Raw genomic sequence first — 15,813 nt, forward strand, 5'->3', positions numbered from 1 at the left:
CGCCATGAATCTCTTCTCCAATCCCGAAATCATCCGCAACGCGCGCATCCAGCTCCGCCCGCGCAAGCTCCTCATCGCCGGCGGCCTTTCTCTCGCCCTTTCCGCGGCGCTGGTTTACGCGTCTCTGCATAGTGCGGACAAGACTCCCGACTATCCGGGAAGCTTGCTCCATGTGATTCTCATCATTCAGTGCGTCGTTCTCGTCTTCGGTGGTGGCATCGCTTGCCTTCACGCCGTTCAGCGCGAAAAGGATCAGAACACCTACGACTCCCAGCGCCTCACGCGCCTCTCGCCGTGGGGGCTGACGCTCGGGAAACTTTTCGGCCCGCCGCTCATGGCCGATTTCATTTTTCTCTGTTTTCTCCCCGCCGCTCTCATCGGCGCCGTCCAAATCCACAGCAATTGGACAATTCTGTTCGTCACCTATGTTCTTTTGATTTTCGGCGCCATCGTCTTCGACGCCCTCGCCCTCGTCATCTCTCTATATCTCCGCCGCGGCACCGTCACTTGGGCCATCTTGGCATTCTTGTTCATCACCTATGCGGCTTCGGGTGGTTCCATTCCGTTCGCCCCTTATTTTCATCTAGGCCCCATCGGTCCGTTCATCACCGTGGATCTTCCTGCGCATGCGTCTTGGAGCATGGCGGACACTGCGATCAATATCGGGCCACGCAGCTTCACAGTGCCAAATCCATTCCACGACGTTTTCTTCGGCGTTTCTGTTCACCACGCCGTTGTCCTTCCCTTCATTTACATCACGCTCCTCGCCTGGTTCCTTCTGGCCGCCGTCCGCAATATCAAGCGTGATCCCGAAAACTATCAGCTTTACACTCCCGCGCAGGCGCTCGGCTTCATCTACTATCTCAACTTCATCCTCTTTTCGTTTTTCGGCTGGAATAGCATTCAGGACCCGAAATCCTTCTTAAGCCCGCTTTCCACGCAATCGCTTCTCCTCAGCCTGAATATTCCTCTGTTTTTCATTTTCGGCATGTTGGTTCTGCGCAATCGCGTTCAGGTTCGCCGCCGTTTGCACGCTGCCGAAGCCGTCCCGACCGGTCTCGATTTCCTCTGGCCCGTTCCTTACATTTTCGCCGGCGTCATCGTCGTCGGCGCCGCCATGATCGGCATCATGGAATGGAAACGCAATCCCGCGCTCGAATGGAGCCTCGCCCTCGCCATTTTTCAGGTGATTTTCTTCGCCGTCTGGCTCTCCGTGGATTTGCTTTTCCTGCAGTGGATGAATCTGCGCCGCGGCCGCCATCCGCTCGCTCTTGGCGTCCTCACCCTCGCCGTCTATTACGTCTGCGTTACCATCATCGTCAGCGCGCTTCACCTGAACGATCGCGCATTCACCGCCATCCTTCTGCCCACTCCGCTTTTCATCCTCAAATCCTCGCTCTGGACGACGCAAGTCGCCGAATGGCTCGTCGCACTCGCCGCCGAAGCCGCCGTCGCACTATTTTTCGCCTTGCTCTGCCGCCGTCAGCTCGCCGAATTGCAGCCGCACCCATCTTCAATCTCCATCAACGCCCCGGCCACCAGCGCTTCTCTATGAGTCTCGTTAAAGAGAATTTTCCTTTCGCGCGTTTTATCCGCGCGATATGCTGAGCTCCGATGATCCGTGCCACTAGATCCGAATTGTCCGAGCGCTTTTTCGGTAGCGTGCTCGTTCGCGGATTGGTTTTCAGGATGTCGCGGCTTCAGCCGCGACAAACGCAGTTGCTAAAGAGAATTCTCCTTTCGCGCGTTTTATCCGCGCGGGGTGTTGCACTCTCATGATGCGTGCGTCGGAGATCGAATTTCGCGCCCGCTTCTGGTTCATCGGCGGCATTTTCTGGCTGGGCTTTGCGTCCTATAGCTTCGATCATCAGAACGCCGGCGTCGCCCTCGCGCAATTGCTTTGGCGCCGTGCCATCGATGTCAACTCCTCCTCCGCTGCGCGTCCCCTGCACATTGTTTTCGCATTTGCCGCCTTCCTCGCGCTTCTCTGCGCTTTGATTCGCACCTGGGCCGCCGCGTACCTTCGCAGCGCCGTCGTTCACGACCACGCCTTGCATTCCGAAAAACTCGTCGCCGACGGCCCGTTTCGCTGGATGCGCAATCCTCTCTATCTCGGCGGCGTACTCCTCGGCGCGGGCTTCGGCTTTCTCGCCAGCCGTGTCGGCTGGTTCATCATGACTTTCGGCCTGTTCTTTTTTTATTACCGCCTCATTTTCCGCGAAGAAGCCGCGCTCACTGCTTCGCAGGGCGATTCCTTCCGTGCTTACTGCGCCGCCGTCCCGCGCTTCTTTCCCGCACTGCGCCCGCGCGTCCCCGCCAGCGGTGCCGCGCCTCGCTGGGGTCAGGCCTTCCTTGGCGAGTTGTTTGTATGGGGTTTCGCCGTCTCCGTCGTGGCCTTTGCCGTCACTCTCCGTGTGCCGATTTTCTGGATCGCCATGAGCATCAGCCTGTTTGGTTATATGTGCTATTGGCTGATATCCGGCCGCATCGCCCGCCGCTCTGCCAGCCAGGATTCGCAAAAGCCTTCCGTTTCCTCCTGATCTCTCGCCCGTCGTGCTCATCGTTTTCTGTCACCCACCCCTTGCCTCCATCCGCGCTCAATGTCACAGTATTCGCTCGCATTCCGGCAGATTCATCATGGAAAGGACCTTGAAATGAGCCGTCTCGCAAAATTCTCAATCATTCTTCTTGCCGTTGCGTTCGTCAGTTCCGCCGCGCGCGCCGCCAGCTCCGATGCGCCGCCAAAACCTTCCGCCGCTGTCGCCCGCGCCATCCGCACTCTTTCCGGTGCGCGCGGAATTTCCGGAGCCGTGATTTCCCCCGACGGCCGCCGCGTCGCCTGGGTCGAATCTCTCCCCGGCAAAGACGGCGCTCCCTCGCCGCACTCCGCCATTTACGTTGCCGATTGGAAATCCGCCGCCGCGCCGCGACGCATCACCGCCGCCGCATCCGGCGCCGCCGCTCGCGAAGGACAGGTCGTCTGGTCGCCCGATAGCAAAAGCATCGCATTTTTTTCCGACGCTGCTCACGCCGGCCAATCTCAGCTTTACGTCACCGATTTCACCGGCGCGCCTCGCCAGCTCACGCACGTCAAAGGCGACGTCTCCTCTCCGCTCTGGTCGCCTGACGGCAAAACCATCTCGTTTCTCTATATCGAAAACGCTCCGCGCGCCGCTGGCCCGCTCGCTGCGGAGACGCGCGATGAAGGCGTCGTCGGCGTGAAAAATTTCGAGCAGCGCCTCGCTCTCGTTGACGTCGCTTCTGCCGCTCTTCGCCAGATTTCTCCCGCCGATATGTACGTCTACGAATATGACTGGTCGCCAGACAGCCAGAAAATCGTCGGCACCGCCGCGCACGGCAATGGCGATAACAACTGGTGGATCGCCAAAATCTATATCTTCGACGCCACGCACGATTCCGCGCCGCAGCCCATCTTCAAATCCGGCATGCAAATGGCTACGCCCAGATGGTCGCCCGACGGCCAATCCGTCGCGTTCATCGGCGGTCTCATGAGCGATGAAGGTTCCGTCGGCGGCGATATCTATACGATCCCCGCAAATTCGCCGAGCACCGAAGCGCGCGACATTACTCCCGGCATCAAAGCCTCGGCCAGCTCGCTCCAATGGTCCGCCGATTCGCGCTCCATCTTTTTTAGCGAAATTGTCGATGGCCAGAGCGGCGTCGCCTCCGTCCTTCTCGATTCCGGTGCCGTCTCCACGCTCTATACCGGCCCGGAGCATCTCAGCGCCAATGGTTTCGGTGTCGCCGTTTCGCTGGCGCGCGACGGCAAAACTGCCGCCACGGTTCGCCAGTCCTTCAGCGCCCCGCCCGAAGTTTGGGCCGGCCCCATCGGCGATTGGAAGCAAATCACGCACGTCAATAGCGGCCTGCATCCGGCGTGGGGCAAAGCCGAAAGCCTCCACTGGACCACCGATATCGGTTCCGTTCAGGGCTGGCTCGTCTACCCCGCCGACTACGATCCCTCGAAAAAATACGGCCTCGTCGTCAGCGTCCATGGCGGACCGGCCGCCGCGAATCTGCAAGCCTGGCCCGGCATCCGTTCCTATGCTCTCGCTCTTCCCGCAGCGGGCTATTTTGTCTTGTTTCCCAATCCGCGCGGCAGCTACGGCGCGGGCGAAGCCTTCACGCGCGCCAATATTAAGGATTTCGGCTACGGCGATTTCAAGGACATCATGGCCGGCGTCGACGCCGCCATCGCTTCGCTTCCGGTTGATCCTAATCGCCTCGGCATCACCGGCTGGAGTTACGGCGGCTACATGTCCATGTGGGCCGTCACGCAAACGCATCGCTTCCGCGCCGCAGTCATCGGCGCCGGCCTCGCCAACTGGCTCAGCTACTACGGCGAAAATTCAATCGACAAGTGGATGACTTTTTATTTCGGCGACACGGTCTACAACGATCCCGCTGTCTACGCCAAATCCGCTCCCATCACCTTCATCAAAAATGTTCAAACGCCTTCGCTCATCGTCGTCGGCGACAGTGACGGCGAATGTCCGCCGCCGCAGTCCTACGAATTCTGGCACGCGCTCGTCACTCTCGGCGTCCCGACGCAGTTCGTCATCTATCCGCACGAGGGTCACGGCTTCGTGAACCCCGCGCACAGCCGCGACGTCGCCCTCCGCGCCATCGCCTGGTTCAACGAATATTTGAAATGAAACTCACACCCAAAACAAATTTCGCCGAGTGGGGTAATTCCTGCATTTCGCCTTCGTAGGGGCGCTGCTTGCTGCGCCCGTTACATCTCGTAGGGGCAGGGCTTGCCCTGCCCGCAGGTGGCCCATCCTTCGCCGTTTGTGCGAAGGGTGGGGTAGTTGCCGATGATTGCATCTGTAGCTCATGTCCCGTTTGCGCGACTCCCTGCGCAAACTGACATGAGGCCTTCCTGCATTTTGCCTTCGTAGGGGCGCTGCTTGCTGCGCCCGTCGCAATTCGTCGGGGCAGGCCCACCGCGCCCGTTTGTCGCCTGTGTAGGGCCCGATCGGTTTTATCGGGCCGATGCCGTCCACGGGACGGCACAAGCTTTTCTCGCTTGTAGGGGCGCTGCTTGCTGCGCCCGTCGCATTTCGTCGGGGCAGGCCCACCGCGCCCGTTTGTCGCCTGTGTAGGGCCCGATTGATTTTATCGGGCCGATGCCGTCCACGGGACGGCACAAGCTTTTCTCGTTTGTAGGGGCGCTGCTTGCTGCGCCCGTCGCATTTCGTAGGGGCAAGGCTTGTTTACCCTGACGAAGGAAGGGCCCTGCCCGCGCCTGCCCGCCTTGGCTGGCGACTTTCCGAGTCGCGTTCACAGGTGGCCCATCCTTCGCCGTTTGTGCGAAGGGTAGGATATTTCCCGCATTTGTTTCGTATCTCTGTCCTGCCGCTTGACCGTCTTTGTTCAGCAGGCGTCCTGCGCCGATGCAGTCCTGCTGACGCCGCGAAAAACAATCCGGTCGCTCACCACAAAATTAACGATCGAGCACGCCGCCACCGCGCACAAATTCGCCACAACCAGCGTCACGTGTGCCTCGCTCATCAGCAGCCACACCACCGCCAGATTCCCGCCAATCGAAATCGCTCCCGTCGTCGCATTGAACGTCGCGAGCCGCAGCAACAAATGCATCCGCGTCTTCGCCTTTCGGTCGCGCCACGTCAGATGCTCGTGCCACACGAAGTTGTGCAGCACCGCCGCTTCCACCGCCAGCGCCGTCGCTGCCAGCGAATTCGCACCCAGTGCCGTGCCCAGCACATACACGGCAATCATCTGCACGCAGATCCCCATCGCTCCCACGGCGTTGAATTTTATCCAGCGCCTCGCCGTTCTCCGCGCTCGCTCGCCCCATGCGCTCATCGCTGCGTCTCTTGCTGGTAAAGCGTCCGCGTATGAAAAATCGCGGAGACAATAAACATAGTCAGCATGCCCGCAATCGCCACCAGTCCGCCGAAGTCCAGCACGCGCCACGAAAGCCCCGGCACCCGCGCGTCCGGCTTCAGACAGAGCGCAAAATTTCCCAGCGCCAGCAGAATCCGAATCTCCGTCGGCCCCAGTTTCGCGAACGACATTCGAAAAACGCCCATCGTGTACGTCGCCAGATACGATTCGATCGAAAGCAGCAGAAACGCCACCAGCATTCCCGCGGCAATGCGCCAGTCCATGCAGCCCGAAATCGCCAGCCCGCCCATCAGGAAGAGTGCTCCCATCGAATCGATTACGTGATCGACGTAAAATCCATACCGCGGCCGCTGGCAATTCCGCACGCGCGCCAGCGTCCCGTCCAGGCTGTCGCCAAACCAGTTCAACGCCAGAAAAAATGTCGCCAGCAGCAGCCCCGCCGAATTCCAGCGCGTCCATGCATAGCTCGCGCCAGCCAGCAGCATCGAGATAAACCCCAGCAGCGTCAGGTGATCTGAATTCACCCGCGCCGGCATGCGCGCCGCCAGCCACAGCAGAATTTTCCGCTCCGGAACGGCCGTAATGCTTTCTTGCAGCCGCGTAGCATTCTTGAATGCCGCGAAATTTCCTTCGCGCGGCGTTGCGTTCGCCTCCGCCTCGCGCGGGTTTATCGTTTCGATGCTCAGCGTTCTCGCATTCATTTTTCTTTTCTCCTTTCTCTCATTTCGCATCCGAAAGCCAGTCACTTCGCCGATGCCGGTTTTTGCAGCAGCGCCGCGCGCGTCTCCGTCAGCATCGAGTGCAGCGATTCGGCGGGAACTTTCTCGATAAAGGAACCGATCAGCCACCCCAGCCCTGTCGGCACATCGCGCGTCAGTGAAACCACGTCGCACTGAATGTAGACGCCGCCATCGGCCTGGTAGAAATGCCAGTAGGAATCGAGCCGCCAGAGAAATCCGTGATCGTCGCCAACGGGTTCGTCGCTCTCATCTGCCTTGCCTGCATGGTCCACCTCCGCCACTCGTGTGCTGTGCGACCGCGAATACTCATGCTCGCCGTCCATCCGCGTGTAGCGAATGTCGTATTCCGTGTCCAGCACGACGGTGATCACTTCCGTGCGTTTCAGCCGCAGATAAACGTGATATTCCTCTCCAGATTTCGCTTCGAGCTTCGCCTTCATCACTTCCGGGCTGTAATATTCCGCGTCGCGGTTGTAGTCCTGCAAAACGTCGAGAACATGGGTGAGCGAAACTCCCGGCACAAAAACAATTCCCACCCAATCGTGAATCAGCCCTCCGGGGATGGACATGCAGCTCTGCGTGTCGCAATCGCTGCTGCGTTGCGCCAGGATTTGCCCCTCCTTTAGCTCGGCATAGTCCTTGGCCCTTTCCGCCGGCGCCAGACCATCAATCCACAGGAAATTTTTTCGCGCCGCGATGTCTCGAGACTCGCGCGCTTCCTTGCCTTGAATGTATTGGTCGAATTTCCCCGCCGTCTGCGCGGAAAGTTGCGTGGCAGCGCAAGGCTTCATCGCCGCCGCTGTTCCGCAGAGCAAGATCACCGCCAGCGCCGCTCTGTATTTCCAGCCTCGATTATCTTTTTCGGTTTTCATGCGCCGAAGATGCCAGAATCGGCGCCATCGCTGCAATGACCTGCGCCTCATTTCCGCATCAGCTCGAAGTCATCCTCTAACAACCATAAAAATCAGTCGTTTACTCGGGTTTCTCTCGTAAAATGTCTCCCGCATTCCGGAGTATCGCGTGACCGAAGCTCGCAGCGGCAGCCGCACATTTCGTTTCGGCGTATTTGAAATCGATGCGGATACCGGAGAACTCCGCAAGGAAGGGAAGGCTCAGCCGCGTCTTCGCGACCAGTCGCTTCGCATTCTTTTAATGCTCCTCGAACGCCCGCGCGATCTCGTCTCGCGCGACGAGCTGCGCGAAAAGCTCTGGTCCTCCGACACTTTTGTCGATTTCGACCACGGCCTGAATACCGCCATCAATCAGTTGCGCAACGCCCTCGGCGATTCCGCTTCAAATCCGCGCTTCATTCAAACTTTGCCCCGCCGCGGCTACCGGTTCATCGCACCGGTCGAAATGCCCGGCATGCCCGTCTCGCCTTCGCCTGCCGCGCCCGGTTCCAGCGCTCCCGTCGCATCCGCTGGAGCGGTAGACGGCTCCTCGCCTCGTTCGCTCATTCTCAGCGACGCCCGTGATCTTCCCGTTGTTTCCGGCGTCATCGCGCGCACTCTCTTTTCCCTCGTTCAGTTGCTCTACCTCACCTTCTACATCGTCTCCCTCGCGCGCCTTTCGAAGATCAGCGCCATCCTCGCCGCCGCGCAGGATCCTGTCCGTCTGATTCTCACCGTCTTGATCATCACCGCTGCGGCTGGCATCCCCGTTCGTCTGTATCTTCTCTCCGCCACTGCTTTCAACTATCACGGCCTGAACGCCAAATTTCGCCGCCTTTTCCCATTTCTCCTCCTGCTCGACGAGCTTTGGGCTCTCGCTCCATTCCTCCTCGTTCAGCAGATCGGCATCGGCTTGGCCATCGCCGCCACTGCCGCTCTCCTCTATTTACCTTTTTCCCAGCGTTCCTTGCTTCTCATGGCCTCCTCCCATCGTGCCGGGTAGCTCTCCAAGCGTGCCAATCTTGCGCACGCCTATACAAAAAAGCCGGAACGAACTTTCGCTCGCTCCGGCTCACCTCACATAGTGGATCAGCGCGTTCTGCTTGCGGCAAACCGAGTTTCTACTTCGGGTTGGGATTGTAGAATACGACCATCTTGGCTTCTGGCAAGCCAGGCTGCACCAAACAAGCCGCAACCGAATCGTATCAATCTCTTTTACTTGGAACTGGTTGGGATCAAGGTTTCATGGGTTAACACGCACTTCCAGCTCCCGTCCTTCCAGAGCCACACATCGGTTTGGCGCTCGGTCACGTCGAAGGGTTTCCCACCGAACATTCCCGACGTGTGCACTTTTGTTGTTATCAGTGCGACATCTCCGTAAAGCCGCACTCTCGGTTCGGAGGTTTCAAATGTTTTTCGCGTCAACGCTCCGGATTTTATTCCTTCGGGAAAGATAGACGGTCCCTCACCGACGCCACCACGTCCAGAGATCACCGCCCAGCTACTGTCAAGCAACTTTGTGATCGCATTCGCGTCGTTGTCGTGTATCGCTTGCGTCAACTTGTCCTCCGCTGCTAGGGCACTTTTTGCCGTGGGCCCCGGTTGGGCTATGGCGCGTCCAGCAGGGATTGAAATCGTTCCGAATGCGATGAATAGCACTACCATCGATCTTGCAAGCCTCATATTCGCTCCTCTTTGCTCGCAGAATTGTGTGCCTCTCACAATTTTTTCCTATTTCGCGTCCTTCTCATCTGTGCACACGTATTTTTTCTCGTCTTTCCGGAACAAGGTCTCGTGACTGAGCACGCACTTCCACCTTCCATCTTTCCAAATCCATACGTCGGATTCGCGTTCCATCACATCGAAGGGTTTCCCGGCAAACTGGCCCGCGAGGTGTAGCTTGAACGTGACTACCGCTGCATCCCCGTATACGCGCACTCGGGGTTCTGAAATATCAAACGTTTTGAGGGTCCGGAAACCAGACCTTATCCCCTTCGGGAAAATCCCACTCCCCTCATTTATCTCCGCCCATGCGTCAATGACCGCCCAGTTATCCACCAGATAGCTCTGGATGGCGTCCGCGTTGTTCTCCGTGAATGCCTTCGCAAGTCCTTCCTCTGCCGCCAGAACGCTTTCCGCAGTTGGCCCCGCTTGGGGTATTGCGCGTCCGGCAGGCATTGAAATCGTTCCCAATACGATGAACAGCGCCACGATCGGCCTTCCTAATTTCATGTTCGCTCCTCTTTAGTCTGCAAAATGTAGCTCTAACTCTGCGAAGCATAATCAGAAGGGCTCCGGTTGCTTCGCCTGATCTGCGGCGAGCCCGCCTTTTGCGGTGAACCGACGGTTTTGAACGCCAGGCCGCGCCCGTTCAGCCAAACTTGTGAGCTAAAATACCGGCTATGCGGAAGCTGAAGCGCGACGATCTTGGTTTTCCCACGTTCTGGACTGTCCAGATCGTTGGCTGGGTCTGTTACTACCTGTGGGGATCCATCCTCCTGCTTCCTTTTCTGCGTCAGCCCGGAGCGCTGCGCGGGAACACGGTATTTTTCATTTCGCTGTTTATTGTGAGTTCTCTCCTGCGTCCCGTTTGCCACTCCCTGATGGGCCATGCGTACTCATGGATCGCTCTCGAAATGCGCGCGTTTGTCTGGTCGCTGCTTGCAGGAATCCCTGCCGCCTATGTGATTCAACGGCTGACAACTCTTCACCATCCGCTGAGTTGGACTGGCTGGCTGACAACTTCTGTAGAGTCCACGTTTAATCTCTTTGTTTGGTGCAGCCTGTATTTCAGCATCAAACTCTGGCAGCAATCGATACGCGAAAGACAAAGGCTGCTGCGCGCCGAAGCCGAAGTGCGCGATGCACGTCTCAGCGCCTTGCGCTACCAGCTCAATCCGCATTTTCTGTTCAATTCGCTCAACGCCGTATCCACGCTCGTTCTCGAAGGAAGTCCTCCTGCGGCCACGCGCATGTTGTCGCAGATCGGCGACTTTCTCCGCACGATTCTCGACACCGAAGCCGCGCCGGAAACTCCGCTTTCTCAGGAAATTGCCTTCGCCGAACAATATCTGGCCATCGAGCAAACCCGACTCGGCCCTCGCCTTCGCGTGGACATGGCCATCTCTCCGGAAACTTTGGACGCCCTTGTTCCCAGCATGTTGCTCCAGCCGCTCATCGAAAATGCCGTCCGCCACGGCGTCGCCCCCGTCGTAGAGGGCGGAACAATCCGCATCGAAAGCAAACTTCACGATGCGCACCTGCAGATCAAAGTCCAAAATTCTGGCCCGCCCAGCTCGCGCCTCGCGCCATGCAGACAGCCCGCCGACGGTATCGGCATCGCCAACACAGCCGAGCGTTTGCAGACGCTCTATGCCAGTGACCACAAATTCGTGCTGCAGTGGCCCGAAACCGGAGGCTGCGAAGTAACGGTAGAGCTGCCATACCGCAAGCGCGCGCAGTCGCAAGAGGCCGCCTCATGCGTGTCTTGATCGTCGACGACGAACGCTTGGCCCGCCGCGGCGTCATTCTCCGCCTGCGAAAATTCAAGGATGTCGAAATCGTCGGCGAATGTGCCGACGGCTTGTCCGCGGTCGAGAAAATCCTTGAACTTTCTCCCGACGTCATCTTCCTCGATATTCAAATGCCCGGCATGGACGGTTTCGAAGTCCTTCGCGCTTTGCCCAAAGGAAATCTCCCCAGCGTCATCTTTCTCACCGCCTATGAGCAGCACGCTTTGCGCGCCTTCGAAGTTCACGCCCTCGATTATCTGCTCAAGCCCGTGGACGACGAGCGCTTCGCCGCCGCCGTGAACCGCGCTTGCCAGCTTGGCGATTCCGCCTCGAAGCTCCAAATGACCGAGCGAATCCTCCGCATGCTCGACCGCGACTCCGAAAGATACGCCTCGCGCTTCGTCGTGCGCATCGGCTCGCGCATTCAGATCGTCCACGCCGAAGATACCGATTGGATCGCCGCCGCTGGAGACTACACCGAGCTGCACGTCCGTGGTCGCTCGCATCTTTTGCGCGAAACCATGAATTCGCTCGAACAGAAACTCGATCCGGCCAAATTTCTTCGCATCCATCGTTCTCGCATCGTGCGCACGGACCGCATCGTGGAACTATCCGCCATCGACAACCGCGAATACCTCATCAAGCTGGCTGACGGCTCGCAGCACCGCTCCAGCCGCACCCACGCCGACAAGCTCGCCAGGTGGATGAACGCGGAGAAAACCGCCTAAGCGCCAAAAATTGTTTTCGACTCGGCCTCATCCTGATTTGCTCGCCCACGTCCACAAATAACTCGTTTTTTATCAATAATTTAACAAATAAACTCCGCCTCTGAACCCGCTGACATTTTTTCGCCTGTCCGCCCGGCCAAATTCGCCCCATTGACCGAAAACTGGCCCCCTGAGCAGTAGTAACCATCCCGCGTCAGCGTTAGTCTCGCATTAGATTTCGGAAGCAACCCGCAGCCGCAACGTGGCGCGGGCGGCTTAAGGGAGCGGCGGCAATGGCCCAGACGGCTTATCTGATGCAATCAGCGCCGGTGCTTGGCGCGCCAGCGGCAGTGGACGCAGGAATGATGGAGTTCAAGGAATGCCTCAAACGCATGCGCGACGGTGATCCCAATGACGCCCTGGCTCACGCGCGCCGGGCATTGGGCGCAGCGCCCAAGAACCCGTTCTATCTCTCTTACACAGGTTTATTGGCGGCCATGGCCGACCGCCGGTACGCCGACGCGGAGACGCTCTGCCGCGAAGCCCTCAATCTCAAGTGCAATCACGCTCAGCTCTACCTCAATCTCGCCGAGGTTTATCACCAGGCTGGGCGCAAGACCGATGCCATCATTGTCCTTGAAAAGGGCATGATTTCCGCGGGGCGCGATTTCCGCATCCGCCGTGCGCTGGAAAGAATCGGGGTTCGGCGCGACCCGGTGTTTTCCTTCCTCCACCGGAATCATCCGCTGAACAGGATGTTCGGCCGCCTGCGTCATCATTTCTCCGGCGCCGCGCGTCCCAATTAGCGAGCCGCGGCTTTCGTAGGGGCTTGCTCGCTGCGCCCGAGCATGCTCTCTGTTGTATAGGCTGTTCGCCGGCGCTTTTCGCAACGAATTTTACGGGTTCCCCAAAGCAGCCAACCCACAGGGAAGCCCGGGGCGAGTTCCCCCCTCGCCCCGGGTGCTTCACCCCCATCCCCCGTCCCCTCCTCTGGCCTTACGGATACGCATCAGGGCATCAACCGCCGCATAACCAGATTGTCATGCCAATCCGGAAGATCGGCTCCGCGGCCTACTTAATCGATCCGGAAACGAATCGCCGCTAGAATCCCCAGGGCTCCGGCTCCGAGCAACAGGAGGCTCGGCGGCTCAGGCACAATGTTTCGCGAATCAAGCGGGTAAACCGTACCCGACCCCGAGGTGAGCGACACACCAGAAATCGGATTCCCGTTCGCATTCATGACAAGCACGTCTTCCAGCACCATATCCACCAGGATCTGGCCGCTTGATCCGCAGGAAATATCCCCTGACATTCCGAAATCAAACGGAGATCCGAAAGTGATGGGTTGCGCTGTCGTTGTGAATGTGGCCACTCCCGAGCCGCCATAACTGAGCGACGCCAGCGGCACGGTTTGGTTGCCCGCAGTAGCATCCGCGCTGCTGTAAATGCAGTTGTTGGAGAACTGTATGCCAAATGTGAATTCCGCGAACGCTGGACCCGTTAGCGAGCTGTCTGTAAACGTCAGCAGATCATCTATCGATCCGGAGGCAAGACCATAAGATTGGCCGCCGAAAGACTGCGAAGACGTCGCATCTGCGCCGAGGGAAAGCTCCCACTCATGATCATGCGCAAAATATTTGGCTGACGCAAAGGCGTCTGCAAATCCAACGCTGCAGAACGCGTTAGTGCTGCTGCTATCCGTGCATGTCGTAATGGCTCCCGCCTCCGCATACACCGATGTTGAAACGCTCCCGCCCCAGGCATCGTTCGTCGCGATCATCAAGCCGAAAACCATGCACGCCACTGCCACAAAAATCTTCCTTGCCATTGACCTTCTCCCTTGCGCCGCCCCAATCAGTCTGCACGACGAAGAGCGCGCAAGAATCGCATCAGTAATCTTGAGAAGACCCATAGCAGAAATCAGTGACGTGCATCACGTGACGTCGTGTCCGCCACGTACCTCGCTCGGCGCGCAGTCTCAGCGCGCGTCTGCTCCATGTTCGTTTTCTGATTCCTTCTTCGTGCCGCGGCTTGCGCCGCTCTCAATCCTCCAGCACACTCACGTCCAGCTTTTCCACGCTCGCCGGATTCGTCACGATATCCACTCGCGCGATCTTTCCTTGCTCAATGGTGAGCCGTATCGCACGGGATAGCTTTCCATTCTGCGCCATCACCAGCCCGACCGCTCCATCCACCAGCGCCGCCTGCGTGAACTGCATTCGTATCGCCTGCGCGTACGCTATCGCGCCTCGCGCCCAATTCTCCGCGCCACGAATCTCCCTCGGAGGAGCCCCTGGACGTCCCGCCGCATGATCCACTCTCACCACCACATCGGGATCCAGCAGCTTCAATAACCCGTTGAAATCGCCCGCGCGCAGCGCGCCCAAAAAACTCTCCGCAATTTTCCGGTGTTCCGCCAGGCTGGCGCTCGTTCCGCTCGGAGCCGCCGCGCCGTGTACCCGCCTTCTCGCCCGGCTCGCCAGTTGCCTCGCCGCATCTTCCGAACGCCCCACAATCGGCGCAATCTCCTCGAACGGCACGGCAAACATATCGTGCAGCACAAACGCCAGCCGCTCCGCCGGCTCCAGCCGGTCCAGCACCACCAGCAGCGCCGCGCCCACCGCATCCGCCAGCACAGCCTCCTGCTCTGGATCCATCTTCTTCGCCGGAATCTCCCGTACCGCCGCCGTTTGCGGCGCCGGCTCATCCAGTGATTCCTCCCGCCGCGAATTGCGCGCCCGCAGCATATCCAGGCACACGCGCGCCGCCACGGTCGTCAGCCATCCGCCCAGATTTTCCACCTCGCTCACGTCCGTCCGGCTCAGCCGCAGCCACGTTTCCTGCACCGCGTCGTCCGCCTCGCCCCCCGACCCCAGCATCCGGTACGCCACCGCGCGCAAATGCCCGCGATTTTCCTCGAACCGTTCCGCCAGCCATTCATTCCCGCCCATGGTCATATCCTTTCACCTTCGCGTGCGTTCGCCGCGAACAAAACCCCCAGCGTCCGCCTCGGCGGCCGCAGCGCCCATGACGCCATCGCCAGCGCGGCGATGATCAGCGGCACAATCGCTTCCGTCCACTGACTGCAGGCGGCATGCGAGGCGGCCGCGCCGCTCATCTCGAAGAAGATTCCCGCATACGCCCATTCTTTGATTCGTCCAAACCCAGGAACCAGCACCGCCGGAACCGCCAGCAGTTTCCACACCCCCACGATCGGCAGCAAATAGACGGGATATCCGAGGCCCGTGACCACCCCAACGACGTAGTGCGTGCGGGCCACATCCCACACACCGCCGGTCAGCAATTCCGCGGCCAGCAATCCAGTAAGTATCCAGTAACCGATTTCCTTGGCCTTCACGCCGCCCTCCCTTCCCTTCACTTCGGACGCCCCATCTTCGCCCGTTCCGCCCTCCGCCATTCCCATCCAATTTCCGCTGGCGCCTGTCACATTTTCCCGCCGTGCTTCGTCAGGGTATTGACGAACGGATTTCAATTTTTGTGACAAGGAGAATTCCAATCATGCAATCAAGAATGCCACATCCGGTGATGTTTTACCCCGAGGCCATACAGGCTCTCATGGCTCTCGGCAAGGCCACAGAAGCCTCCAGCGTTCCCGCGCGCACCTTCGAGCTGATTCATCTTCGCGCCAGCCAGATCAATGGCTGCAGCGTTTGCCTGGACATGCACGCGCGCAATCTCAAGAAGATGGACGAAACCGACGAGCGCCTCTACACCGTTGCCGCCTGGCGCGATGCCCCTTATTTCACTGACGCCGAGCGCGCCGCTCTCGCTCTCGCCGAATCCGTCACGCGCTTGAGCGACCGTTCCGATCCTGTCCCCGACCACGTCTGGGCCGAAGCCGCGCGCCACTATGACGAGAAGGCTCTCGCCGCTCTGCTTCTCCACATCGCCGCCATCAATGTCTGGAATCGCTTGAATGTCGCAACCGGGCAGGTCGCCGGCGAGTGGATGAAGAACGCCGCCGCGAAAAAATGGGTCGAAACCGCCAGCGCCTCGCGCTAATCGCCTGTGCGGGGTCGCGTTGCACCGTCGTGGGCATTGACTCGCAGCC

Annotated in this window: 16 protein-coding genes; 8 read left to right on the forward strand and 8 right to left on the reverse strand. The window is 59.3% G+C overall.

From position 1 onward, the window contains the following. The first annotated feature begins 4 nt into the window (after window positions 1–4). The 3 genes from VGR81_03625 (at window position 5) to VGR81_03635 (ending at window position 4,676) form a co-directional block, all read left to right on the forward strand. A complete protein-coding gene (locus VGR81_03625) occupies window positions 5–1,555 on the forward strand; it encodes a hypothetical protein (GenBank protein ID HEV2288022.1) in 1,551 nt (516 codons plus the stop codon). Between the two features lie 220 nt (window positions 1,556–1,775). After that, the gene (locus tag VGR81_03630; protein HEV2288023.1) at window positions 1,776–2,540 is read left to right on the forward strand and encodes an isoprenylcysteine carboxylmethyltransferase family protein; all 765 of its coding nucleotides are present in this window, start codon (window positions 1,776–1,778) and stop codon (window positions 2,538–2,540) included. A 114-nt stretch (window positions 2,541–2,654) separates the two neighbouring features. Beyond that, on the forward strand, window positions 2,655–4,676 hold the full coding sequence (locus VGR81_03635) for a S9 family peptidase (GenBank protein ID HEV2288024.1): 2,022 nt from the start codon (window positions 2,655–2,657) through the stop codon (window positions 4,674–4,676). A 721-nt stretch (window positions 4,677–5,397) separates the two neighbouring features. Here VGR81_03635 and VGR81_03640 read toward each other — a convergent pair. The 3 genes from VGR81_03640 to VGR81_03650 are packed head-to-tail and all read right to left on the reverse strand — an operon-like array spanning window position 5,398 to window position 7,504. Continuing rightward, window positions 5,398–5,850 carry a GtrA family protein gene (locus VGR81_03640; GenBank protein HEV2288025.1) on the reverse strand — a complete coding sequence of 151 codons (453 nt, stop codon included), beginning with the start codon at window positions 5,848–5,850 and terminating at the stop codon, window positions 5,398–5,400. Next, window positions 5,847–6,593: a CDP-alcohol phosphatidyltransferase family protein gene (locus VGR81_03645; GenBank protein HEV2288026.1), complete on the reverse strand. Its 747-nt coding sequence runs from the start codon at window positions 6,591–6,593 to the stop codon at window positions 5,847–5,849. The genes VGR81_03640 and VGR81_03645 overlap by 4 nt, the downstream gene beginning before the upstream one ends. 41 nt (window positions 6,594–6,634) lie before the next feature. Continuing rightward, entirely contained in the window at window positions 6,635–7,504 is an 870-nt protein-coding gene (locus VGR81_03650; protein ID HEV2288027.1) for a hypothetical protein, read from the reverse strand. A gap of 148 nt (window positions 7,505–7,652) precedes the next feature. Here VGR81_03650 and VGR81_03655 point away from each other — a divergent pair, with 148 nt between their 5' ends. Beyond that, window positions 7,653–8,525 carry a winged helix-turn-helix domain-containing protein gene (locus VGR81_03655; GenBank protein HEV2288028.1) on the forward strand — a complete coding sequence of 291 codons (873 nt, stop codon included), beginning with the start codon at window positions 7,653–7,655 and terminating at the stop codon, window positions 8,523–8,525. A 212-nt stretch (window positions 8,526–8,737) separates the two neighbouring features. Here VGR81_03655 and VGR81_03660 read toward each other — a convergent pair whose 3' ends face one another. Together VGR81_03660 and VGR81_03665 are read right to left on the reverse strand one after the other, a co-directional pair. After that, window positions 8,738–9,205: a nuclear transport factor 2 family protein gene (locus VGR81_03660; GenBank protein ID HEV2288029.1), complete on the reverse strand. Its 468-nt coding sequence runs from the start codon at window positions 9,203–9,205 to the stop codon at window positions 8,738–8,740. 48 nt (window positions 9,206–9,253) lie between these two features. Next, entirely contained in the window at window positions 9,254–9,733 is a 480-nt protein-coding gene (locus VGR81_03665; GenBank protein ID HEV2288030.1) for a nuclear transport factor 2 family protein, read from the reverse strand. A gap of 191 nt (window positions 9,734–9,924) precedes the next feature. Between VGR81_03665 and VGR81_03670 the strand changes: the two genes are divergently transcribed. From VGR81_03670 to VGR81_03680, 3 genes are all read left to right on the forward strand, one after another. Then, window positions 9,925–11,013: a histidine kinase gene (locus VGR81_03670; GenBank protein HEV2288031.1), complete on the forward strand. Its 1,089-nt coding sequence runs from the start codon at window positions 9,925–9,927 to the stop codon at window positions 11,011–11,013. After that, window positions 11,001–11,762 (forward strand): LytTR family DNA-binding domain-containing protein, encoded by a 762-nt coding sequence (locus tag VGR81_03675; protein HEV2288032.1) that lies wholly within the window; start codon window positions 11,001–11,003, stop codon window positions 11,760–11,762. The genes VGR81_03670 and VGR81_03675 overlap by 13 nt, the downstream gene beginning before the upstream one ends. A 341-nt stretch (window positions 11,763–12,103) precedes the next feature. Then, entirely contained in the window at window positions 12,104–12,547 is a 444-nt protein-coding gene (locus tag VGR81_03680; protein ID HEV2288033.1) for a tetratricopeptide repeat protein, read from the forward strand. A gap of 269 nt (window positions 12,548–12,816) precedes the next feature. Here the strand turns inward: VGR81_03680 and VGR81_03685 are convergent, their stop codons facing one another. From VGR81_03685 to VGR81_03695, 3 genes are all read right to left on the reverse strand, one after another. Continuing rightward, complete coding sequence (locus VGR81_03685) at window positions 12,817–13,569, reverse strand: PEP-CTERM sorting domain-containing protein (GenBank protein HEV2288034.1); 753 nt, start codon at window positions 13,567–13,569, stop codon at window positions 12,817–12,819. Window positions 13,570–13,783: 214 nt separating this feature from the next. Next, window positions 13,784–14,692, reverse strand: coding sequence for a sigma-70 family RNA polymerase sigma factor (locus VGR81_03690; GenBank protein HEV2288035.1), 909 nt, complete (start codon window positions 14,690–14,692; stop codon window positions 13,784–13,786). A gap of 2 nt (window positions 14,693–14,694) precedes the next feature. Continuing rightward, complete coding sequence (locus VGR81_03695) at window positions 14,695–15,165, reverse strand: DoxX family protein (protein ID HEV2288036.1); 471 nt, start codon at window positions 15,163–15,165, stop codon at window positions 14,695–14,697. Between the two features lie 95 nt (window positions 15,166–15,260). On the opposite strand from VGR81_03695, the gene VGR81_03700 reads away from it, so the two are divergent. Further along, on the forward strand, window positions 15,261–15,764 hold the full coding sequence (locus tag VGR81_03700) for a carboxymuconolactone decarboxylase family protein (GenBank protein HEV2288037.1): 504 nt from the start codon (window positions 15,261–15,263) through the stop codon (window positions 15,762–15,764). Window positions 15,765–15,813: the final 49 nt, after the last annotated feature.

The sequence above is a fragment of the Candidatus Acidiferrales bacterium genome, assembly GCA_035934015.1.
Lineage (GTDB): Bacteria > Acidobacteriota > Terriglobia > Acidiferrales > UBA7541 > DAHUXN01.